The sequence below is a fragment of the Pseudomonas sp. P1.31 genome (genome assembly GCF_001269815.1).
Classification (GTDB): Bacteria; Pseudomonadota; Gammaproteobacteria; order Pseudomonadales; family Pseudomonadaceae; genus Aquipseudomonas; species Aquipseudomonas rustica.
On the sequence record NZ_LHVN01000007.1, the window covers coordinates 422,694 to 443,954 of the forward strand.

General features: G+C 60.0%; 20 protein-coding genes. 10 read left to right on the top strand and 10 right to left on the bottom strand.

The window, feature by feature from the left end; translation table 11 throughout:
* Positions 1 to 349: 349 nt before the first annotated feature.
* A complete protein-coding gene (locus AD669_RS05145) occupies positions 350 to 535 on the top strand; it encodes a hypothetical protein (RefSeq protein WP_053117475.1) in 186 nt (61 codons plus the stop codon).
* On the opposite strand, the gene AD669_RS05150 is transcribed toward AD669_RS05145, so the two are convergent.
* Complete coding sequence (locus tag AD669_RS05150) at positions 532 to 738, bottom strand: hypothetical protein (RefSeq protein ID WP_053117478.1); 207 nt, start codon at positions 736 to 738, stop codon at positions 532 to 534. The two genes, AD669_RS05145 and AD669_RS05150, sit on opposite strands and share 4 nt — an antisense overlap.
* A gap of 85 nt (positions 739 to 823) precedes the next feature.
* Positions 824 to 1,336 (bottom strand): Bro-N domain-containing protein, encoded by a 513-nt coding sequence (locus tag AD669_RS05155; protein WP_053117481.1) that lies wholly within the window; start codon positions 1,334 to 1,336, stop codon positions 824 to 826.
* A gap of 419 nt (positions 1,337 to 1,755) precedes the next feature.
* On the opposite strand from AD669_RS05155, the gene AD669_RS27955 reads away from it, so the two are divergent.
* Both AD669_RS27955 and AD669_RS05160 read left to right on the top strand, forming a co-directional pair.
* Positions 1,756 to 2,001: an AbrB/MazE/SpoVT family DNA-binding domain-containing protein gene (locus tag AD669_RS27955; RefSeq protein WP_082341390.1), complete on the top strand. Its 246-nt coding sequence runs from the start codon at positions 1,756 to 1,758 to the stop codon at positions 1,999 to 2,001.
* Positions 2,001 to 2,402, top strand: a complete 402-nt coding sequence (locus AD669_RS05160; RefSeq protein WP_053117485.1) for a type II toxin-antitoxin system VapC family toxin — start codon at positions 2,001 to 2,003, stop codon at positions 2,400 to 2,402. The genes AD669_RS27955 and AD669_RS05160 overlap by 1 nt, the downstream gene beginning before the upstream one ends.
* Positions 2,403 to 2,477: 75 nt before the next feature.
* On the opposite strand, the gene AD669_RS05165 is transcribed toward AD669_RS05160, so the two are convergent.
* From AD669_RS05165 to AD669_RS05200, 8 genes are all read right to left on the bottom strand, one after another.
* Positions 2,478 to 3,962, bottom strand: coding sequence for an APC family permease (locus AD669_RS05165; protein WP_053117488.1), 1,485 nt, complete (start codon positions 3,960 to 3,962; stop codon positions 2,478 to 2,480).
* Between the two features lie 226 nt (positions 3,963 to 4,188).
* On the bottom strand, positions 4,189 to 5,613 hold the full coding sequence (locus tag AD669_RS05170; RefSeq protein WP_053117490.1) for a gamma-aminobutyraldehyde dehydrogenase: 1,425 nt from the start codon (positions 5,611 to 5,613) through the stop codon (positions 4,189 to 4,191).
* Positions 5,614 to 5,778: 165 nt separating this feature from the next.
* Entirely contained in the window at positions 5,779 to 6,603 is an 825-nt protein-coding gene (locus AD669_RS05175; protein ID WP_016986393.1) for an ABC transporter permease, read from the bottom strand.
* Positions 6,593 to 7,513 carry an ABC transporter permease gene (locus AD669_RS05180; protein WP_371262361.1) on the bottom strand — a complete coding sequence of 307 codons (921 nt, stop codon included), beginning with the start codon at positions 7,511 to 7,513 and terminating at the stop codon, positions 6,593 to 6,595. Before AD669_RS05180 ends, AD669_RS05175 begins: the two co-directional genes overlap by 11 nt.
* 16 nt (positions 7,514 to 7,529) lie before the next feature.
* Positions 7,530 to 8,567 carry an ABC transporter ATP-binding protein gene (locus AD669_RS05185; protein ID WP_053117494.1) on the bottom strand — a complete coding sequence of 346 codons (1,038 nt, stop codon included), beginning with the start codon at positions 8,565 to 8,567 and terminating at the stop codon, positions 7,530 to 7,532.
* 266 nt (positions 8,568 to 8,833) lie between these two features.
* Positions 8,834 to 9,985 carry a putative ABC transporter substrate-binding protein YdcS gene (gene ydcS, locus AD669_RS05190; RefSeq protein WP_053117497.1) on the bottom strand — a complete coding sequence of 384 codons (1,152 nt, stop codon included), beginning with the start codon at positions 9,983 to 9,985 and terminating at the stop codon, positions 8,834 to 8,836.
* A gap of 112 nt (positions 9,986 to 10,097) precedes the next feature.
* Positions 10,098 to 11,585, bottom strand: coding sequence for a gamma-aminobutyraldehyde dehydrogenase (locus tag AD669_RS05195; RefSeq protein WP_082341391.1), 1,488 nt, complete (start codon positions 11,583 to 11,585; stop codon positions 10,098 to 10,100).
* 101 nt (positions 11,586 to 11,686) lie between these two features.
* Positions 11,687 to 12,601 (bottom strand): LysR family transcriptional regulator, encoded by a 915-nt coding sequence (locus AD669_RS05200; RefSeq protein ID WP_053117503.1) that lies wholly within the window; start codon positions 12,599 to 12,601, stop codon positions 11,687 to 11,689.
* Between the two features lie 176 nt (positions 12,602 to 12,777).
* On the opposite strand from AD669_RS05200, the gene AD669_RS05205 reads away from it, so the two are divergent.
* The 7 genes from AD669_RS05205 (at position 12,778) to AD669_RS05235 (ending at position 21,216) form a co-directional block, all read left to right on the top strand.
* Positions 12,778 to 13,500, top strand: coding sequence for a tellurite resistance TerB family protein (locus AD669_RS05205; protein ID WP_053117506.1), 723 nt, complete (start codon positions 12,778 to 12,780; stop codon positions 13,498 to 13,500).
* Positions 13,501 to 13,835: 335 nt separating this feature from the next.
* Complete coding sequence (locus tag AD669_RS05210; RefSeq protein WP_053117509.1) at positions 13,836 to 15,458, top strand: methyl-accepting chemotaxis protein; 1,623 nt, start codon at positions 13,836 to 13,838, stop codon at positions 15,456 to 15,458.
* Positions 15,458 to 15,994, top strand: a complete 537-nt coding sequence (locus AD669_RS05215) for a chemotaxis protein CheW (RefSeq protein ID WP_053117512.1) — start codon at positions 15,458 to 15,460, stop codon at positions 15,992 to 15,994. The genes AD669_RS05210 and AD669_RS05215 overlap by 1 nt, the downstream gene beginning before the upstream one ends.
* A complete protein-coding gene (locus tag AD669_RS05220) occupies positions 15,991 to 17,262 on the top strand; it encodes a protein-glutamate O-methyltransferase CheR (protein WP_053117515.1) in 1,272 nt (423 codons plus the stop codon). The genes AD669_RS05215 and AD669_RS05220 overlap by 4 nt, the downstream gene beginning before the upstream one ends.
* A complete protein-coding gene (locus AD669_RS05225) occupies positions 17,259 to 17,942 on the top strand; it encodes a chemotaxis protein CheW (protein ID WP_053117517.1) in 684 nt (227 codons plus the stop codon). The genes AD669_RS05220 and AD669_RS05225 overlap by 4 nt, the downstream gene beginning before the upstream one ends.
* Positions 17,939 to 20,209 carry a hybrid sensor histidine kinase/response regulator gene (locus AD669_RS05230; protein ID WP_053117520.1) on the top strand — a complete coding sequence of 757 codons (2,271 nt, stop codon included), beginning with the start codon at positions 17,939 to 17,941 and terminating at the stop codon, positions 20,207 to 20,209. The genes AD669_RS05225 and AD669_RS05230 overlap by 4 nt, the downstream gene beginning before the upstream one ends.
* Positions 20,206 to 21,216, top strand: coding sequence for a chemotaxis response regulator protein-glutamate methylesterase (locus AD669_RS05235; protein ID WP_053117522.1), 1,011 nt, complete (start codon positions 20,206 to 20,208; stop codon positions 21,214 to 21,216). The genes AD669_RS05230 and AD669_RS05235 overlap by 4 nt, the downstream gene beginning before the upstream one ends.
* Positions 21,217 to 21,261 lie beyond the last annotated feature (45 nt).

Here is a 21,261-nt window from a genome sequence, read left to right on the forward strand (position 1 = left end):
AAATTACGGTTCGGACAAGCCTTCGGCCAAACGCAACGGACTATAAACAGATGCCCGCTAGCTTAAACCGTTCGCTCGCAATGCAAAATTCGTTGATTCAGTACGACAGGGTGTCAATGAAACAAGACATGTCGGTTAAAAATCTGACAGGCCTGTCTGATTTACATGGCATATCTGCTTTTTTCGACTAATTACTCTAAAAACTGCTTTTCAGCGCCGAATAAATTTCTATTCTATGGGCATGACCGGCGCGACCCATTTGGCCGGCAGGGCACAAGGCGCTGCTGTAAGGGGCAGGGCGATGTGGTGTTTAAGCAATTCTTTGCGGTACTAGAGAAGGACATCGTCCATGGCAAAAATACAAGGCATTACCGACATGTTGGGCATCTTTCCTTGCTTGGGCAGCGGGCGCAGAAGGCGTCGGCTGAACTCGGAGGAGCTGAAGCTGGTGGAGCGTTATCGCGAGCTGTCGGAAAGTGACCGGATCGCGATGCGGTATCTGGTGGATGCGATGCGGAGTGTTTCACGGTTTTAACGCTGGGGTGGGCACCGTGAAAGCCATTTGGCTTTTACGTTGGCCAGATCAATCAATTTGCCTGCGTCGGCATCGGCGATGCCGACGTGAATGGCTTTCTGAAGCTCGGTATCGTCGTTTGGTTTCAGGTAAGAGATCGCAAAGCTTTCATCACAGGGAATGACTTCCTCAATCTGAGGAAATTTGAGTACGGTTCTACTCATTTGAATTCAACTCGTTAGAGATGGGCACGCTAAACCTATGGCGAGGGAGTTTGCTCCCTCGCCATAGGTTTTTTGTTTATGAGCTTTAGCTGCAAGTGGCCAGAACCGGATACGGCCGTTGGCCGTGCATCAACTCCGGCACATCCCGCCATTTGACCCACGCCTTCTGTTGCCAGTGCAGCAGCGGCACGGTGACGCCTGCCCAATGCATCGAACTCAGGCTCGGGTGGTTTTCCATTGGGCTTGAATAAGTTTCGCGCATCATCGGGATGACTTCATGGCTCAGCCACTGGCGCAGGTAGCGGTTTTCCGGGACGACGTGGTGGACGAGCAGGGCGAACAGTCCGGATTCGCTGACCATCGCGCAATCGACGATTTCGCCGTCCTTGCGCAGGAGGACATTGCGACGCTGGTCGGGATCGAGTTTCAGGGTGAGACGTTCGTTCAGCGGATAGCCCATCAAGCGACCGAGATCCTGAACGCAGAACCAGGCTTCGTGGTCTTGCATGAAGGCGTGGAGGAAGCGGTTGTGGCGGGTGAAGATGGTGGGGGTGAAGAAAGCGGAGCTTTCAGAAGGAATTTGTACGCAGTTAGGCATTTGTCGACTCCAATATTGAGAATAGAGCCGCCACTCAAATGAGTGCGGTCACGCCGTGTTGATATTTATTCCGGCTCCGACACCGGGCCGCTGATTTCGCCGCCGAGAGAAAGCCTATCGGCTAGCCACCCAATACGCCAAGTCGGCTCTGTCGATACCTGCTGTAGGAAAGCGGGCTTGTCTCTGAAGGCAGTATCTGTAGGAAATGCCTGATTTTGCAGTGTCAGCAGCAACCGACCGCCCAAGCCGTAGTTTTTCCTTTATCTATTCGGATCCACGGAATGAACTGCATGAGTGCCATCAGGGCTAAGAGGTCGAGGCCTGCAATCCGGTAAAAATAATCCTGCGATAAGCGGCGGTTGCAGATATCTCGATCAAGTAATACGTTGTTCCATTGAGTAATACTTTAGGGGTATGACATGTCGACGACCATGACCAGCAAGGGGCAAGTTACAATCCCCAAGCCAATTCGTGATGCTTTGCATCTTACGCCGGGCTCGGCCATTGAGTTCAGCGTCAATGATCATGGCGAAGTGGTTCTGCATAGTGCTAAGCGCGAATCGGGAAAAGCGCGAGCTCCTGATCGATTTGATGCCGTAAGGGGCAAAGCCGATATCAAATGGCGAACCGATGATTTAATGGCCTTGCTCCGAGGGGATGATTGATGGTGCTGGTCGATACGAATGTGTTGATTGATGTGCTCGAAGACGATCCGGTCTGGGCCGATTGGTCGATTCAGCAACTTCGTGCTCAATCACTGATCCATGAGTTAGCCATCAACCCGATAGTTTATGCAGAGCTATCACAGACATTTTCGACGTTTGAGACATTGGACGGAGTAGTGAGTCAACTGGGATTGGTCATGCAGGACATTCCTAGACCCGCACTGTTTTTAGCTGGTAAGGCCTTCGTGAAGTATCGGAAGGTTGGCGGTGGAAAGCATAATGTTCTGGCGGATTTTTTCATCGGAGCACATGCGGCCGTAAAAAAATTACCCTTGTTGACGAGAGACTCCAAGCGTTACCGCAATTATTTCCCTTCAGTCGAATTGATAACGCCGTCCTGAGCTTATGGATTGCTACACGACGAGCGGTCTCGCAAATCGCCCCGATAAGAATGAACCTACCGGGGCGATTCTGCTTTAGCGACTCACCTTCCAAGCATCTCCAGCCGGCGCCTTGCCATGGTCATACGGCTTGCCAATCCACATATAAACCAGCCCCAAGCCAATCACGATCGCCGTGCTCAACACCATCGCATAGTTCACATACCACGGCGCATCCGGCGTGCGTGGCCAGGCCATGTTGATGATTGCGCCGACGCCGTACACCAGCGCGCCGATGTTCACCGGCCAGCCCCATGCGCCGAGGGTGAATTTGCCGCTCGGTTTCCAGCCTTTGCTGCGGGCGTACAGCGCGGCCAGGACGATCATCTGGAACGCGAGGTAGATGCCGATGGCGGCGAAGCTGACGATGGTCGCGACGGCGTCTTGCAGGAAGAAGCCGAGGGCGATGATCAGCGCCGGCAGGACGCCGGACACGAACAGTGCGGCAACCGGTACTTGGGTTGTAGGAGAAATCTTTTTCAGCAGTCGGCTGCCGATGACCATTTCGTCGCGAGCGTAGGAGTAGAGCAGACGGCTCGCCGCTGCTTGTAGGCTGATGACGCAGGAGATGAAAGAAATCATCACCACGCCCATCACTACTTTCGAACCGACCGGGCCGAAGGCGTTGTTGAGGATGGTGGTGACCGGGTCTTTGTCGGTGCCGTTGATCACCGCTTGCATGTCCGGCACGGCGAGGATCAGCGCCAGGCAGGCGAACATCGCCGCGATGCCGCCGATGTAGATGGTCATGCGCATGGCCACCGGGATTTTTGCGCTCGGGTTCGGGGTTTCTTCGGCGACGTCGCCGCAGGCCTCGAAGCCGTAGTAGAGGAACATCCCCGCCAGCGATGCGGTGAGGAAGGCCGGCAGGTATGAACCGTCTACGCTGATGTCGAAGGTGTTGAACAGCACGCTGAGCGGTTGATGGCGTTCGAACACCAACAAGTAAACGCCAACGATCACCGCGCCAACCAGTTCGCAGAGAAAGCCGAACATGGCGATGCGTGCCAGCACTTTGGTGCCGCTGAGGTTGACCAGTGTGGCGAACAGGGTCAGCACCAGGGCGATGACGATGTTGGTGTTGTTGCTTGGCTCGAAACCGAGCATCGCGGCCAAGTACGGGCCAGCGCCGACCGCAACGGCAGCGATGGTGACGCAGAGGGCGATGGAGTAGATCCAGCCGACCATCCATGCCCATTTTTTACCGACCAAGCGACGTGCCCAAGGGTAAACGCCGCCGGAAATCGGGAATTGCGAAACCACTTCGCCGAAGATCAGGCACACCAGCAATTGGCCGCATCCAACCAGCAAATAGGCCCAGAACATCGGTGGCCCGCCAGCGGCAAGGCACAGGCCGAAGAGGGTATAAACCCCTACGACCGGTGACAGATAAGTGAAGCCCAAGGCGAAGTTTTCCCACAGGCTCATGCTGCGGTTGAAATTCGAGGTGTAACCCAGTTTGCGCAGTTGTTCGGCATCGCTGTCGGCAACGGCTGTGGCGAGATCGGGTGAGGAACTCATGTGTGTTTTGCTCCGTGAAATCGGCAGATTTCGGATGGCCGAGGCCGTGGCGGGGCCATGCAGGCGCCGTCCGGTTCGGTAGTTGTTGTTTTGGTTTCGGTGAAGCCTGGTGGTGAATCGCCGACATCATCCGTGTGTCGCGGAAAAGATCGCAGCCTGCGGCAGCTCCTACAGGGGAGCGGTGTCCATCATGTAGGAGCTGCCGCAGGCTGCGATCTTTTCGCCGTTAATGCTTGAACATCACATGCCGAACCGTGGTGTAGTCCTCCAGTCCATACATGGACATGTCCTTCCCGTAACCGGACAATTTCTGACCGCCATGGGGCATTTCGCTGACGAGCATGAAGTGCGTGTTCACCCACGTGCAGCCGTACTGCAAACGCGCTGACATGCGATGCGCGCGCCCTACATCCGCTGTCCACACCGAGGACGCGAGGCCGTAGTCCGAATCGTTGGCCCATTCCAGCGCCTGCGCTTCATCGGTGAATTTGGTCACCGAGACCACCGGCCCAAACACTTCGCGGCGAACGATCTCGTCGTCCTGCTGCGCATCGGCCAACACGGTCGGCTCGAAGAAGAAGCCGTTACCGTCGACAGCCTTGCCGCCAGTAATCAAACGAATGTGCGACTGCGCCACAGCACGCTCGACAAACCCGGCAACACGGTCGCGATGTTGTGCAGTGATCAACGGCCCCAGCTCGGTCGACGGATCATCCTGCAAGCCGTACTTGATGCTGCTGACCGCCGCGCCGAGCTTCTCGACGAACTTGTCGTAGATGCCTTGCTGCGCATAGATCCGGCAGGCGGCGGTGCAATCCTGCCCAGCGTTGTAGAAACCAAACGTGCGAATTCCTTCCACCGCCGCATCGATGTCGGCGTCGTCGAAGATGATCACTGGCGCCTTACCGCCCAGTTCCATGTGCATGCGTTTGACGCTGTCGGCAGTGCTGGAAATGATGTTGGCGCCGGTGGCGATGGAGCCGGTCAGCGAGACCATGCGCACTTTCGGGTGAGTAACCAGCGGGCTGCCAACGGTAGGACCGCGACCAAACACCAGATTGAGTACACCGGCCGGGAAGATTTCCGACGCCAGTTCGGCCAGTCGCAACGCGGTCAGCGGGGTTTGTTCCGACGGCTTGAGCACCACGGTATTACCGGCGGCCAGCGCCGGGGCGATTTTCCAGGCGACCATCATCAGCGGGTAGTTCCACGGCGCGATGGAGGCGATCACGCCGACCGGGTCGCGACGGATCATCGAGGTGTGGCCGGGCAGGTATTCGCCACCGGCCGAACCGCTCATGCAACGGCTGGCACCGGCGAAGAAACGGAACACGTCGGCAATCGCCGGAATCTCGTCGTTGAGCGCGGCGCTGTAGGGTTTGCCGCAGTTATCGGATTCGAGTTTGGCCAACTCCTCGCCGTGGGCTTCGATGGCGTCGGCGAGTTTGAGCAGCAGCAGCGAGCGATCTTTCGGCGCGGTTTGCGACCAGTCGGCGAAGGCGTTATCGGCAGCGCGTACGGCGGCATCGACCTGGGCTTCAGTGGCTTCGTTGATTTCTACCAGGACTTCGCCACGCGAAGGGTTGAGCACCGGTTGCGCCGGGCCTTCGCCGTTGACCAGTTGGCCGTTGATCAAGAGTTTGGTTTGCATGTCTGTTGTCCTCACTAACGCTTTTATTGTTCTGGCCGAATCAAGAAACCTGTGGGAGCGAGCTTGCTCGCGAAGGCGGTGTGTCAGCCGACATCAATGTTGAATGTCATGGCCTCTTCGCGAGCAAGCTCGCTCCCACAGTGGATCTTGGTGTCCGATAGATGTTTATTTTCCGCCGCTGCCAGCGACGCTTTCGCCACCGCGCGTCAGGTAATACGCGCCAAGGATCGGCAGCATCGTCACCATCATCACCAGCATCGCGACGACGTTGGTCACCGGCACATCCCGTGGCCGGCTCAGTTGATTGAGCAGCCACAACGGCAACGTGCGCTCATGCCCGGCGGTAAACGTGGTGACGATAATTTCGTCGAACGACAGCGCAAACGCCAACATGCCGCCGGCCAGCAACGCCGAGCCGAGGTTCGGCAGGATGATGTAGCGAAAGGTCTGCCAGCCATCGGCGCCGAGGTCCATCGAGGCCTCGATCAAACTGTGCGAAGTACGGCGCAGGCGGGCGATAACATTGTTGTAGACGATCACCACGCAGAAGGTCGCGTGGCCGACGATGATGGTGAACATCCCCGGCTCGATCCCCAGGGTTTTGAACGTGGCCAGCAGCGCGATCCCGGTGATGATCCCCGGCAGCGCAATCGGCAAAATCAGCATCAGCGAAATACCCTGTTTGCCGAAGAAATCCCGGCGGTACAAAGCGGCCGATGCGAGTGTGCCAAGCACCATCGCAATCAACGTGGCGATCGCTGCGATCTGCAGTGAGAGCTTGATCGACTCCAGAACATCCGGCCGCGAAAACGCCACGCTGAACCAGTGCAGCGTGAAGCCCTTCGGCGGAAAGCTGAACGCGGCTTCCTCGGTGTTGAAGGCGTACAGGAAGATGATCAGGATCGGAAAGTGCAAAAACACCAACCCGCCCCACGCTGCGATTTTCAGGCCTAGAGAGGCATGCCCTTGTGATGAAGAATCAGAGCGCATCGAAAGCCCCCAGTCGTTTGACGATGGACAGGTAAATCGCGATCAACACGATCGGCACCAGCGTGAACGCCGCCGCCATTGGCATATTGCCAATCGCACCTTGCTGCGCGTAGACCATGCTGCCGACGAAGTACCCCGGCGGCCCGACCAGTTGCGGCACGATGAAGTCGCCCAAGGTCAGCGAAAACGTGAAGATCGAACCTGCCGCGATGCCCGGAATCGACAGCGGCAAAATCACCTGCATAAAGGTCTGACGCGGCTTCGCACCAAGGTCAGCGGAGGCCTGCAACAGCGACGGTGGCAGACGTTCCAGTGACGCCTGAATCGGCAGGATCATGAACGGCAGCCAGATATAAACAAACACCATGAATCGCCCCAGATGCGAGGTCGACAGAGTGCTGCCGCCCACCCCGGGAATCCCCAGAATGAACTGCAATACCGGCTCCAATCCCAAGTGCTGCACGAACCACTGCGCCACGCCGCCCTTGGCCAACAGCAACGTCCACGCATAGGCCTTGACGATGTAACTGGCCCACATCGGCATCATCACCGCGATGTAGAAAAACGCCTTGGTCTTGCCGGTGGTGTAGCGCGCCATGTAGTAGGCAATCGGGAACGCGACGATGGCGCTGGCGATCGACACGACGATGGCCATGCTCAGCGTGCGCAGGATGATGTCGAAGTTCGACGGCTGAAACAGCGCGGCGAAATTCGCCAGGGTCAGGTCAGGGGTGACCGCCATGGTGAAGTCGTCGAAGGTGTAGAAACCCTGCCACAACAGCACCAGCAGCGAGCCGAGATAAATCGCGCCAAACCACAGCAGCGGCGGCACCAGCAGCATCGACAGATACAGGTTCGGCTTGCGGTAGAGCAGGTTGGAAAACCTGCGCAACGGCGGCGATGTTGTCATCGCGAGCGTGCTCATGTCACACCCCGCTCGCCACGGTGTCATGCAGCGGAATCATCGCTTCCCGCGCCCAACGCGCGCTCAGGCGCTGGCCGGTCTGGTGTTGTGCGCTGCTGTCGATCCACTGATTGTTGGCGTGGCTGATGCTCAGAGTCTGGCCGTTTTCCAGCTTCAATTCATAACGGGTGGCGCTGCCCTGGTACTGGATGTCGTGGAGCAGACCGCTGACTTCGATTTCGTGACTTGCGAGTGGGCCTTCGGCGAAACGCACGTGTTCGGGGCGGATCGAAAATGGTTGCGGATGACCGCTGATTTCACGCGCCAGATCGCCGCGAATCACGTTCGAGGTGCCGACGAATTCAGCGACAAATGTGGTAGTCGGTTTCATGTACAGATTGCGCGGCGTGTCGACTTGTTCGATGCGACCCTTGTTGAACACGGCAACGCGGTCGGACATCGACAGCGCTTCGGTTTGATCGTGGGTGACGAAGATGAAAGTGATGCCGAGTTGGCGTTGCAGCTTTTTCAGTTCGCTTTGCATCTGTTCGCGCAATTTCAAATCGAGCGCGCCCAGAGGCTCATCGAGCAACAACACGCGCGGACGATTGACCAAGGCGCGGGCGAGGGCGACGCGCTGGCGCTGACCGCCGGATAACTGCACCGGTTTGCGCGCGCCATAACCGCCGAGGGCGACCATGTCCAAGGCTTCTTCGGCGCGTTTGTGCCGCTCGTTTTTGCCGACGCCTTTGACCTTCAAACCGTAGGCGACGTTGTCGAGCACGTTCATGTGCGGGAACAGCGCGTAATCCTGAAACACCGTGTTGACGTCACGCTGGTACGGCGGCAGACCGGCCGCTTCAGCACCGTGAATGCGGATCGAACCGGCGCTCGGTTGTTCGAACCCGGCGATCAGGCGCAGGCAGGTGGTTTTGCCCGAGCCGGAAGGGCCGAGCATGGAAAAGAACTCGCCGTCCTCGATATCGATGGAAACCCGGTCAACGGCCTTCACCTCGCCGAACTGCCGGGAAACGTTGGTGAACTGGACTGCAAGCGTCATGGTGCGGTGCTCCGGTAAAACGGGCTTTCAAAAAAGTCGTGTGTGCGTCGAAAAGATCGCAGCCTGCGGCAGCTCCTACAGGAAGTGTGCAGGGTGCTGAGATTGCTTTTAGCTCCCTCTCCCTCCGGGAGAGGGCGGGGGGTGAGGGTGGCGGTTTCGGCCATTGCTCTGAGATCAAGAGCAAAGTCAAAAGCTACCCCCTCACCCCAGCCCTCTCCCCCAAGGGGGCGAGGGGGAAAGGGAGCAGACCGCGTCGTTGTCGAGAGCTAGCGGCCGCCCATGATCGCGATGTAGTCCTGCGTCCAGCGGCTATACGGCACAAACTTGCCACCTTCAGCCTGCGGGATTTTCCAGAAGGCGATCTTGTCGAACTGGTCGAAACCGTTGGTCTTGCAACCTTCAGCGCCAAGCAACTCGCTGTCCTTGCACGCCGCAGGAACAGCCGGCAACGAACCAAACCACGCCGCCACATCGCCCTGGACTTTCGGTTTCAGAGACCAGTCCATCCACTTGTACGCGCAGTTCGGGTGCTTGGCCTCGGCGTGCAACATGGTGGTATCAGCCCAACCCGTGGCGCCTTCTTTCGGAATGGTCGAAGCAATCGGCTGCTTCTCGTTCATCAAACCGTTGACCTGATACGGCCAGGCACTCGATGCCACCACGCCTTCGTTTTTGAAGTCGCTCATCTGCACCGTGGTGTCATGCCAGTAGCGGTGGATCAGCGGCTGCTGCGCGCGCAACAGATCGAGCACGGCTTTGTATTGATCTTCGGTGAGTTGATACGGGTCTTTGATGCCCAGTTCTGGCTTGGTCGACTTCAGATACAGCGCCGCGTCGGCGATGTAGATCGGCCCGTCATAAGCCTGCACGCGGCCCTTGTTCGGCTTGCCGTCGGGAAGATCCTGCGCGGCGAACACCACGTTCCAACTGGTCGGCGCGGTTTTGAACACGTTGGTGTTGTACATCAGCACGTTCGGGCCCCACTGGTACGGGGTGCCGTAAGTCTGGTTGTTGACCACGTACCACGGCGCGTCTTTGAGGCGCGGATCGAGGGTGTCCCAGTTCGGGATCAACGCGGTGTTGATCGGTTGCACACGCTTGCCGACGATCAATCGCAGCGACGCATCGCCCGACGCGGTGACCAGGTCGTAACCACCCTTGGCCATCAGGCTGACCATTTCGTCCGAGGTGGCCGCTGTTTTCACGTTGACCTTGCAGCCGGTTTCCTGCTCGAAACCGGTCACCCAGTCGTAGGCTTTATCGCTCTCGCCACGTTCGATGTAGCCCGGCCACGCAACGATATCCAGCTGACCTTCGCCGGCGCCGACGGCCTTCAACGGCTCGGCGGCTTGCAGGCTGGCGCTGGCCAGCAGGGCCGTGGTGATTGCACTGAGCAGTGCGGTCTTGTGCACGAACATGAGACACACCTCTTCGTTTTTTAGATTTCTGTTAAGAGTAGTCGCAAGCTGCAAGCCCCAAGCTGCAAGACACAGCGGATTTGCTTTTAACTTGCGGCTTGTAGCTCGCCGCTTAAAGCTCCCGGCTATGCCGGGCCATGATGTGCCGCACCACGCTGTAGTCCTGCAGCGAATCGCTGGATAAGTCTTTGCCGTAACCGGAGCGTTTCAGCCCGCCGTGGGGCATTTCGCTGACCAGCATGAAATGGCTGTTGATCCACGTGCAGCCGTACTGCAGGCGCGCGGCAACCTGCATCGCCTTGTCTAGATTCTGTGTCCACACCGACGAGGCGAGGCCGTACTCGGAGTCGTTGGCCCAATCCACGGCCTGCGAGAGTTCGTCGAAACGGGTCACGGTGACCACCGGGCCGAATACTTCGCGCTGGACGATTTCGTCAGTCTGTTTGCAACCGGCGAGTAGGGTCGGTTGATAGTAGAAACCGGCACCGGAATGCACGGCTGCACCGGTCACGCGTTCGATGTGCGGCTGACCGAGGGCGCGTTCGACGAAACTGGCGACGCGGTCGCGCTGGCGGGTGCTGATCAGCGGGCCAATCTCGTTGTCGGCATCACGTTTGCCGGCGAAGCGCAGGCTGCTGACGGCGGCGCCGAGTTCGGCGACCAATTTGTCGTGAATCCCGGCCTGCGCGTAAATTCGGCACGCGGCGGTGCAGTCTTGGCCGGCGTTGTAGTAACCGTAAGTGCGCACGCCTTCGACCACGGCTTGAATGTCGGCGTCGTTGCAGACGATCACCGGGGCTTTGCCGCCGAGTTCGAGGTGCGTGCGTTTCAGGGTTTTCGCGGCGGCCTGGAGGATTTTCTGGCCGGTGACGATATCGCCGGTCAGCGAGACCATGCGCACTTTCGCGTGGCCGACCAAATGGCTGCCGACGCCTTCGCCGCCACCGCAGATGATATTGATCACCCCGCGCGGGAGGATTTCGGCCAGCGCTGGCGCCAGTGCGAGGATCGACAGCGGCGTGTGTTCGGAGGGTTTGAACACCAGCGTGTTGCCGGCGGCGAGGGCCGGGGCGATTTTCCACGCGGCCATCATGATCGGGTAATTCCACGGCGCAATCGAGGCGACCACGCCAATCGGATCGCGGCGCACCATGCTGGTGTAGCCCGGCAGGTATTCGCCGCTGAGCTGACCGGTCTGGCAACGCACGGCGCCGGCGAAGAACCGGAAGACATCGACGGTCGCTGTCAGATCGTCCTGACGCGCCAGGTGCAATGGCTTGCCGCAGTTCAGCGATTCGAGGCGGGCGAGGTGGTCGGCGTGTTTTTCGACGGCGTTGGCGATGTCCAGCAGCAGGTTCGAACGTTGCTGCGGCGTGGTGCGCGACCATTCGGCGAAGGCGCGGTGGGCGGCGAGGATGGCGGCTTCGACTTGCTCGGTGCTGGCCTCGGCGATGTGGGTGAGAATTTCACCGGTGGCCGGGTTGAGAATTGGCTCGACGAAACCTTCCCCGGCGACCAATTCGCCGTCGATCAACAACGCGGTACACATCGGGGTCTGCGCGCCAGCCATTTTCCGCGTTCTCTTTTCTTGTGTGGCCATTGTTGCTCCCTGATATCGGGAGCCGACCGTCTTATAGATGCAGCAAGACTAGTGCGCGGCTCCGAGGTCGACAAATTCTAAATACTGAAGGCAGCATTCGATTAAATAGATGGCTTGCGCCCGCCGTGGGGTTGTTCTCGGGCGACGGTCAGGAATGGATCGACAAGAGCGGGGCGCGCGGTGCCACGGCGCCAGGCCAGGCCGACGTCAAGGGTTTGATTCAAGTCGGCAATCGGTCTTGCTTCGATGATGTCGCCTTCGAGTGACCAAGGGCGATAGGTCATGTCTGGCTGGATCGATACGCCCAAACCGGCGGCGACCAGACTTCGCACAGCCTCCGTCGATGCGGTTCTCAGGGTGATTTTTGGTTGCAGGCCGGCGCCGCGCCATAGGCGTTGGGCATTACGATCCATTTCATCGACGTTGAGTTGAATCAACGGCTCGCGGGCGACATCGGCGAGGTTGATGCTGTCGTGCTCCAGCAGTGGATGCTGGGCCGGGAGCCACAAACGGTGCGGCGAGTGAGTCAACACTTCAGTCTGCAAGGCGTGGCGATCTTCGAGGTTGGAGAGGATCAACACGCCGACGTCGATCTCGCCGCTGACCAGCAAATGTTCGATATACGGGCGCTCGTCTTCCATCACCCGAATCTCGACATTCGGGTAAGCACGCTGAAAACGCGTGAGTAAATCCGCCAGGTAATAACCGGCAACCAGACTGGTCACGCCGATGATCAACTGCCCGGCAACTTGGTCGGTGCTCTGTTGCAGACTGCGTTTGGCGTTGTCCACAGTCGCAAGAATCAGGTGCGCCTGACGTAGGAATTGATGACCTTGGTGCGTAAGGGTCATGCCTTTGGCGTGACGGCTAAACAGGCTGACGCCGATTTCTTCTTCCAGTTGCTGGATCGCTAACGTCAGGGTCGACTGGGAAATGAACGCGGTTTGCGCGGCGGCGGAGATCGAGCCTGTCTCGGCCACAGCGATAAAGTGACGAATCTGACGCAGGGTCATCATGACGGGAATACCCGGTGGGCGGTTTTTATAGATGGATCTGAGTGTATATCTATTTTCACGAAGGCCTGCGGGCAGCGAGCAACATCTGGAAGCACACTCGCAGGCCGGTCACGGGCACTTTCGAACTAGGCTGGAGGCCTTATAGATCCGGATAACCCCTGTTTTGGAGGCGGAACATGAACACCCGTGGATTGCTCGATCAACTACTCAAGTCCGGCCAGGATCTGTTGCAGAACAAGGCCGGTGGTTCGCAGAACAAATCCTCCGGTGGAGGCTTGGGCGGCTTGCTCGGTGGAGCATCTGGCTCCGGTGGCCTCGGCGGCCTGTTGTCAGGCGCGGGTGGCGGAGCGCTGGCGGCTGGCGCGATGGGCCTGCTGCTCGGTAACAAGAAAGTGCGCAAGGTCGGCGGCAAAGTCGCGATCTACGGCGGCCTCGCGGCGCTCGGTGTCCTGGCTTACAAGGCTTATGGCAACTACAACGCGCAGAAAGGCATCGCGCCGCAAACTGAACCGCAGACGATCGACCGTCTGCCAGCGGCGCAAGTCGAACAACACAGTCAGGCGATTCTCAAAGCACTGGTCGCCGCCGCCAAGGCTGACGGCCACATCGATGATCGTGAGCGCCAGTTGATCGAAGGTGAATTCACCAAACTCGACAACGATCAGGAGCTGCAACACTGGCTGCACGCTGAACTCAACAAACCTCTGGATCCCACCGACGTCGCCCGCGCCGCGAGTACGCCGGAAATGGCCGCCGAGATGTACATCGCCAGTGTGATGCTGGTGGACGAAGAGAACTTCATGGAGAGGTCGTATCTGGATGAACTGGCGCGGCAGTTGAAGCTGGAGCCCGGTCTGAAAATCGAACTGGAGAAGCAGGTACGCCAGGCGTTGACCTAAATCTCGCAACGCAGTTGAAATTTGTAGGAGCCGAGCTTGCTCGCGAAAGCGGTGTGTCAGCCAACATCATCGGCAACTGATCCACCGCTTTCGCGAGCAAGCTCGGCTCCTACAGTTGATCGCATTTGCAGCCCAGTCATCTGCGTAATGGCCATTGCGCCGCCTCTTTTTGCCGTTTCATCGCTGGCACGCCCACCCCTGATTGTCGGACAGTCCCACCCCAGAGCCTCCCGCCAACCGCGTCGGGCAGGCCCGGGGGTTAAAAAGCGTCTTATAAATGAAACACCGCCCTCGGCTATACTCCCCGCATTTCGACCTAGGCACGAGGAATCACTGTGAAGAACTGGACGTTGCGCCAACGCATTTTGGCGAGCTTTGCGGTGATTATCGCCATCATGTTGCTGATGGTGGTGCTCTCCTATTCGCGACTGTTGAAGATCGAAGCCAGTGAAAACAGTGTCCGCGACGACGCGATTCCCGGGGTTTATTACAGCTCGATGATTCGCGGCGCGTGGGTCGACAGCTATTTGCAGACTCAGGAACTGTTGGGGCTCAAGGAAGGGCAGGGCATCAGCAGCGAAGACGAGGCCGATTACAAGTCGTTCGAGTCGCGCCTGCTGGAGCAGATGGAAAATTACCGCAAGACCATGGCGACCGACGAGGATCGCCGCGAGTTCGCCGCGTTCGAGAAGTATCACGACGCCTATCTGCAACTTCAGGACGTGGTGCTCGACTTGCACAAACGCAACATGGAAGCCGATGCGATCAAGGTCTTCCACGAAAAGCTGACGCCAGCCTGGTACGCCGGCCGCATGAAGCTCAACGACATCATCGGCGAAAACAAAAAAGTCGCCGATCAGGCCATGGCCAATATCGATGAGGCTGTGGCAGCCGCCAAAGTCAGCATGATCATTTCCCTGCTGGTCGCCGTTCTGGCCGCCGGCTTGTGCGGTCTGCTGTTGATGCGCGCGATCATGGCGCCAATGAACCGCATCGTGAAAATCCTCGAAATCATGCGCACCGGCGACCTCAGCTCGCGCTTGAACCTCGACCGCAAAGACGAATTCGGCGCGGTGGAAACCGGCTTCAACGACATGATGACCGAGCTCACCTCGCTGGTGTCCCAGGCGCAGCGCTCATCGGTGCAGGTGACCACCTCGGTGACTGAAATCGCCGCCACTTCCAAACAGCAGCAAGCCACCGCCACCGAAACCGCCGCGACCACCACCGAAATCGGCGCGACCTCCCGCGAAATCGCCGCCACGTCGCGCGATCTGGTGCGCACCATGACTGAAGTCTCAACCGCTGCCGATCAGGCGTCGGTGGCCGCCGGCTCCGGCCAGCAAGGCCTCGCACGCATGGAAGACACCATGCACTCGGTAATGGGCGCCGCCGATCTGGTCAACGCCAAACTGGCGATCCTCAATGAGAAGGCCGGCAACATTAATCAGGTGGTGGTGACCATCGTCAAAGTGGCCGACCAGACCAACCTGCTCTCGCTCAACGCCGCGATCGAAGCCGAGAAGGCCGGTGAATACGGCCGTGGTTTTGCCGTGGTCGCCACCGAAGTGCGACGTCTGGCGGATCAGACTGCGGTCGCCACGTATGACATCGAACAAATGGTGCGCGAGATTCAGTCGGCGGTGTCGGCCGGTGTGATGGGCATGGACAAATTTTCCGAAGAAGTGCGTCGCGGCATGTCGGAAGTGCAGCAGGTCGGCGAGCAACTGTCGCAGATCATTCATCAAGTGCAGGCGCTGGCGCCGCGCGTGTTGATGGTCAACGAAGGCATGCAGGCGCAGGCCACCGGCGCCGAGCAGATCAACCACGCGCTGGTGCAGTTGGGCGATGCCAGTAGCCAGACCGTCGAATCGTTGCGTCAGGCCAGTTTCGCCATCGACGAACTGAGCCAGGTAGCCGTCGGGCTGCGCAGCGGCGTTTCGCGATTCAAAGTCTGATGAGCGAAATCATCGCCAAACGTAACGTCGCACCGCTGGCGAAGCAGGTGTTATTCCTGCTGTTTCGCATTGGCAGCGAACGTTACGCGTTGCGCGCGACCGAGGTGGCGGAAGTGCTGCCGCGCCTGCCGTTGAAACCGATCGCGCGGGCGCCGCAATGGGTCGCCGGGGTCTTCGCTTATCGTGGTGCGGTGGTGCCGGTGATTGACCTCAGCGCGCTGACATTCGGTCAACCGGCCGAGGCGCGCACCAGCACGCGACTGGTGCTGGTGCATTACCGCCCGGACGAGTCGCAGCCGGGGCAATGGCTCGGGCTGATTCTTGAACAGGCCACCGACACGCTGCGCTGCAACCCGCAGGATTTTCAGCCGTACGGCCTCGACAATCGCGAGGCGCCGTATCTCGGCCCGGTGCGCGAAGATGCTCAGGGGCTGGTGCAATGGGTGCGGGTCAACGATTTGCTCGATGACGGCGTGCGCGCCTTGCTGTTCCCTGATCCGCCGCTGAGTCCGGCGCAGTTCGAGGGGCAGCCATGAGCAGCGATCAGCGCTTTTTCGACTTCCTCAAAGAGCGCATCGGCCTCGATGTGACCTCGGTGGGCCCGGCGATTATCGAGCGTGCGGTGCGTCAGCGCACCACGCTGTCGCAAGCGGCCAACGCCGAAGAATACTGGCAGTTGTTGCAAGGTTCGCGCGATGAACAGCAAGCGCTGATCGAAGCGGTGATCGTCCCGGAAACGTGGTTTTTCCGTTACCCGGAATCCTTCGCGACGCTGGGCAAACTGGCGCACAAACGCCTTGGCGAGCTAAACAACATGCGTGCGCTGCGCATCCTCAGCCTGCCGTGTTCGACCGGCGAAGAACCTTATTCGATTGCCATGGCCTTGCTCGATGCCGGGCTCAAACCGCATCAATTCAAAGTCGACGGCATGGACGTCAGCCCTTTGTCGGTGGAAAAGGCCCGGCGCGCGCTGTACGGCAAGAACTCGTTTCGTGGCGATGAACTGAACTATCGCGAGCGCCATTTCAGTGCGCAACAGGACGGTCATTTGCTCAACGAGAACGTTCGCGAGCAGGTGCGTTTGCAGGTGGGCAACGTGCTTGATCCAACGTTGTGGGCCAGCGATCCGCCGTTCGATTTTGTGTTCTGTCGCAACCTGCTGATCTATTTCGACCAAGCGACGCAGAAGCAAGTGTTCGAAGTGCTCAAACGCCTCACCCATGACGACGGCGTGCTGTTCATCGGCCCGGCCGAGGGCAGTCTGCTCGGGCGTCTGGGCATGCGTTCGATCGGCATCCCGCAGTCGTTCGCGTTCAGTCGTCACAGCGATCCGCATCCCGAGCCGCTGCCGACGCCAAAACCGGTCACGTTGCCGATCAGCCCACCGCCGCGCAGCATGCCGCCAACGCCGGTACGCAATCGGCCGTTCAGCGCAGTGACGCCAATGCCGACCACCCGCGCCAGCGCCAACCCGGACGCGGCAACGCTGCTGGCGAACATCGCCGCGCTGGCCAACGAAGGCAAAAGCGCCGAGGCCCGCGCTGCGTGTGAACAGTATTTGCGCAGCCACGAACCGGTGGCGCAGGTGTTCTACTGGCTCGGTCTGCTCAGCGATGTCGCCGGCCTGACCCTTGAAGCCCAAGGCTTCTACCGCAAGGCCTTGTACCTCGAACCGCAACACCCCGAAGCGCTGATGCACCTGGCCGCATTGCTGCAGGCCCAGGGTGACAGCGCCGGTGCCAGACGATTGCAGGAGCGCGCTGCCCGCAGCGGCCGCACCGCCGACAGTGAGCGTAAACGATGATCGCGTCCGACACCTTGAACGTCACCCACGAAGACGCCCGGGCCATCGACGATTGCTGGAACCGCATCGGCATCCATGGCGACAAGTCCTGTCCGCTGCTGGAAGAACACATTCATTGCCGCAACTGCTCGGTGTATTCCGCCGCCGCCACGCGATTGCTCGACCGTTACTCGCTGCAGCAGGATGAGCGCGATCCGGTCGCCAGCGTGGTTGAAACCGACGTCAAAACCCGTTCGTTGCTGATGTTCCGTCTCGGCGAAGAATGGCTTGGGCTGGCAACGCGCAGTCTGGTCGAAGTGGCGCCGATGCAGGCGATCCACTCGTTGCCGCACCAGCGTTCGCGCGCCTTGCTCGGCGTGGCCAACGTGCGCGGCGCACTGGTGGCGTGTCTGTCGCTGGTTGAGTTGCTTGATCTGGACGCCAATGCCGTGCCGGTCAGCACCGGGCGGGTGATGCCGCGCATGCTGATCATCGCTGCGCATGGAGGGCCGGTGGTGGTGCCGGTGGATGAAGTCGACGGCATTCACGCGATTGACGAGCGCATCCTCGATGCCGCCTCGCAATCCGGGGCGCAGGCCAGTGCCAAATACACCCGTGGCGTCCTGCAATTTCGCGGTCGCAGCCTGCGTTGGCTGGATGAAGAACAGTTGCTGTCCGCCGTGACCCGGAGCCTCACATGACCCCCGAGCAAATGCGCGACGCCTCCTTGCTGGAGCTGTTCAGCCTCGAAGCCGAAGCGCAGACCCAAGTGCTCAGCACCGGGCTACTGGCGCTGGAACGCAATCCGACCCAGGCCGATCAACTCGAATCGTGCATGCGCGCGGCGCACTCGCTTAAAGGTGCGGCGCGGATCGTCGGCATCGACAGCGGCGTTAGCGTTGCCCATGTGATGGAAGATTGTCTGGTCAGCGCGCAGGAAGGCCGATTGCTGTTGCGCCCGGAACACATCGATGCGTTGTTGCAGGGCACCGATCTGTTGATGCGCATTGCGACGCCGACGAATGCGCCGCAACCGCGCGATATCGAAGCGTACGTGGCGTTGATGGGGCAGTTGCTCGATCCGTCAGCGCTGCCAACTGCCGTCGCTGCGCCGCTGATGGCCGAGTTGCAACTCGAAGCGCCGGCTGCGCCTGCTTTCGAGCCGCCGGTTGAAACGCCAGAGCCCACGCCTCAGAAAAGCCGACGCACCACCGAGGGTGGCGAACGCGTGCTGCGCGTGACCGCCGAACGCCTCAACAGCCTGCTCGATCTGTCGAGTAAATCGCTGGTCGAAACCCAGCGCCTCAAGCCGCATCTGGCGACCATGCAGCGCCTCAAGCGCATGCAGAACAACGGCCTGCGCGCACTGGAAAACCTCAACGTGCACCTCAAGGAACACGCGCTGAGCCTTGAAGCGCTGGAAGCTCTGGAAGACGCGCGGCGCTTGCTCGCTGAATCGCAGCAACTGCTCAGCGAGAAAAACGCCGAACTTGATGAGTTCGCCTGGCAGGCCAGCCAGCGCGCGCAAGTGCTTTACGACACTGCGTTGGCCTGCCGCATGCGCCCGTTCGCCGACGTGCTCACCGGTCAGGTGCGCATGGTGCGTGATCTGGGCCGCAGTCTCGGCAAACAGGTGCGGCTGGAGATCGAAGGTGAAAAGACCCAGGTCGATCGCGACGTGCTGGAAAAACTCGAAGCACCGCTAACGCATTTGCTGCGCAACGCGGTCGATCACGGCATCGAAACCCCGGAGCAGCGCCTGCTCAAGGGCAAATCCGAGGAAGGCCTGATCCGTCTGCGCGCCTCGCATCAGGCCGGTTTGCTGGTGCTGGAGCTGAGCGATGACGGCAACGGCGTCGATCTGGAAAAGGTACGCCGCAGCATTATTGAACGGCAGTTATCCCCAGCCGAAACCGCCGCGCAGTTGAGCGAAGAAGAACTGCTGACGTTCCTCTTTCTGCCCGGTTTCAGCCTGCGCGACACGGTCACCGAAGTGTCCGGCCGTGGCGTCGGCCTCGACGCGGTGCAGCACATGGTGCGCCAGTTGCGCGGCGCGGTAGAGCTGGAGCAAACGGCGGGCGAGGGCAGTCGTTTCCATCTGGAGGTGCCGCTGACCCTGTCGGTGGTGCGCAGTCTGGTGGTAGAAGTCGGCGAGGAGGCCTACGCCTTTCCGCTCGCGCACATCGAACGCATGTGCGATCTGGAGCCCGAAGACATCGTGCAGGTCGAAGGTCGCCAGCATTTCTGGCACGAAGGCCGGCATGTCGGGCTGGTTGCGGCGAGTCAATTGCTCAATCGCCCGGCCAGCCAGAACAGCGGCGAAACCCTGAAAGTCGTGGTGATCCGCGAGCGCGACGCGATTTATGGCGTGGCCGTGGAGCGCTTCATTGGCGAGCGCACCTTGGTGGTCTTGCCTCTGGATGAGCGTCTGGGCAAAGTGCAGGACATCTCTGCCGGCGCCTTGCTCGACGACGGTTCGGTGGTGTTGATCGTCGACGTTGAGGACATGCTGCGTTCGGTGGACAAACTGCTCAATACCGGGCGCCTTGAGCGCATCGCCCGCCATGGCAATCAGGCTGTGGAAGCGGCGCGCAAACGCGTGCTGGTGGTCGACGATTCGCTGACCGTACGCGAGTTGCAACGCAAGCTGCTGCTCAATCGCGGCTACGACGTCGCGGTGGCGGTGGACGGTATGGACGGCTGGAACGCCCTGCGCTCCGAGGATTTTGATTTGCTGATTACCGACATCGACATGCCGCGCATGGACGGCATCGAGCTGGTCACCTTGCTGCGCCGCGACAACCGTCTGCAATCGCTGCCGGTGATGGTCGTGTCGTACAAGGATCGTGAAGAGGATCGCCGCCGTGGACTGGACGCCGGGGCGGACTATTATTTAGCCAAAGCCAGTTTTCATGACGACGCCCTGCTCGACGCAGTGGTCGAGCTCATCGGAGGAGCGCGGGCATGAAGATCGCAATCGTCAACGACATGCCGATGGCGGTGGAGGCGCTGCGCCGTGCGCTGGCCTTCGAGCCGGCGCATCAGGTGGTCTGGGTCGCGCGCAACGGCGCCGAGGCGGTGCAACTGTGCGCCGAAAACACCCCGGATCTGATCCTCATGGATCTGATCATGCCGGTGATGGACGGCGTCGAAGCCACACGGCGGATCATGGCCGAAACGCCGTGCGCGATCGTGATTGTCACGGTTGATCGCCAGCAGAACGTCCATCGCGTGTTCGAGGCCATGGGCCATGGCGCGTTGGACGTGGTCGACACCCCGGCCCTCGGTGCCGGCGACGCGCGGGAAGCGGCGGCGCCGTTGCTGCGAAAGATCCTTAATATTGGCTGGCTGATCGGCGACAAGGCACCGCGCTCGCGCCCGGCACCGACACCTCCGCGAAGCTCCGGCTCGCGCCAGCGACTGGTGGCGATCGGTTCATCGGCGGGTGGCCCGGCAGCGCTGGAAGTCTTGCTCAAAGGCCTGCCGCGGGACTTCTCGGCGGCGATTGTGCTGGTGCAGCACGTCGATCAGGTGTTCGCCGCCGGCATGGCCGAATGGCTGGCCAGCGCCAGCGGCCTCGATGTGCGTCTGGCCCGCGAAGGCGAGCCGCCGCAAGCCGGCGCGGTGTTGCTGGCCGGCACCAACCATCATATTCGTTTACTCAAGAACGGCACGCTGGCCTACACCGCCGAACCGGTCAACGAGATCTACCGACCCTCGATTGATGTGTTTTTCGAAAGTGTCGCCAGTTACTGGAACGGTGATGCGGTCGGGGTTTTATTGACCGGGATGGGACGCGACGGCGCGCAAGGGCTTAAGCTTTTGCGTCAACAGGGTTATCTGACCATCGCGCAGGATCAGCAAAGCAGTGCGGTGTACGGCATGCCCAAGGCCGCCGCCGCGATCGATGCCGCCGTAGAAATCCGCCCCTTGGAAAAGATAGCGCCACGATTGCTGGAGATTTTCCCCAAATGAACCGATTTATCCGCAATCCTGGCCCCCGCAGTACTCAGGTGACCG

Bases quoted from the DNA above. Each gene is read 5' to 3' on its own strand.
- AD669_RS05145 (WP_053117475.1), top strand. From the start codon at position 350: ATGGCAAAAATACAAGGCATTACCGACATGTTGGGCATCTTTCCTTGC.
- AD669_RS05150 (WP_053117478.1), bottom strand. From the start codon at position 738: ATGAGTAGAACCGTACTCAAATTTCCTCAGATTGAGGAAGTCATTCCC.
- AD669_RS05155 (WP_053117481.1), bottom strand. From the start codon at position 1,336: ATGCCTAACTGCGTACAAATTCCTTCTGAAAGCTCCGCTTTCTTCACC.
- AD669_RS27955 (WP_082341390.1), top strand. From the start codon at position 1,756: ATGTCGACGACCATGACCAGCAAGGGGCAAGTTACAATCCCCAAGCCA.
- AD669_RS05160 (WP_053117485.1), top strand. From the start codon at position 2,001: ATGGTGCTGGTCGATACGAATGTGTTGATTGATGTGCTCGAAGACGAT.
- AD669_RS05165 (WP_053117488.1), bottom strand. From the start codon at position 3,962: ATGAGTTCCTCACCCGATCTCGCCACAGCCGTTGCCGACAGCGATGCC.
- AD669_RS05170 (WP_053117490.1), bottom strand. From the start codon at position 5,613: ATGCAAACCAAACTCTTGATCAACGGCCAACTGGTCAACGGCGAAGGC.
- AD669_RS05175 (WP_016986393.1), bottom strand. From the start codon at position 6,603: ATGCGCTCTGATTCTTCATCACAAGGGCATGCCTCTCTAGGCCTGAAA.
- AD669_RS05180 (WP_371262361.1), bottom strand. From the start codon at position 7,513: ATGACAACATCGCCGCCGTTGCGCAGGTTTTCCAACCTGCTCTACCGC.
- AD669_RS05185 (WP_053117494.1), bottom strand. From the start codon at position 8,567: ATGACGCTTGCAGTCCAGTTCACCAACGTTTCCCGGCAGTTCGGCGAG.
- ydcS (WP_053117497.1), bottom strand. From the start codon at position 9,985: ATGTTCGTGCACAAGACCGCACTGCTCAGTGCAATCACCACGGCCCTG.
- AD669_RS05195 (WP_082341391.1), bottom strand. From the start codon at position 11,585: ATGGCCACACAAGAAAAGAGAACGCGGAAAATGGCTGGCGCGCAGACC.
- AD669_RS05200 (WP_053117503.1), bottom strand. From the start codon at position 12,601: ATGATGACCCTGCGTCAGATTCGTCACTTTATCGCTGTGGCCGAGACA.
- AD669_RS05205 (WP_053117506.1), top strand. From the start codon at position 12,778: ATGAACACCCGTGGATTGCTCGATCAACTACTCAAGTCCGGCCAGGAT.
- AD669_RS05215 (WP_053117512.1), top strand. From the start codon at position 15,458: ATGAGCGAAATCATCGCCAAACGTAACGTCGCACCGCTGGCGAAGCAG.
- AD669_RS05220 (WP_053117515.1), top strand. From the start codon at position 15,991: ATGAGCAGCGATCAGCGCTTTTTCGACTTCCTCAAAGAGCGCATCGGC.
- AD669_RS05225 (WP_053117517.1), top strand. From the start codon at position 17,259: ATGATCGCGTCCGACACCTTGAACGTCACCCACGAAGACGCCCGGGCC.
- AD669_RS05230 (WP_053117520.1), top strand. From the start codon at position 17,939: ATGACCCCCGAGCAAATGCGCGACGCCTCCTTGCTGGAGCTGTTCAGC.
- AD669_RS05235 (WP_053117522.1), top strand. From the start codon at position 20,206: ATGAAGATCGCAATCGTCAACGACATGCCGATGGCGGTGGAGGCGCTG.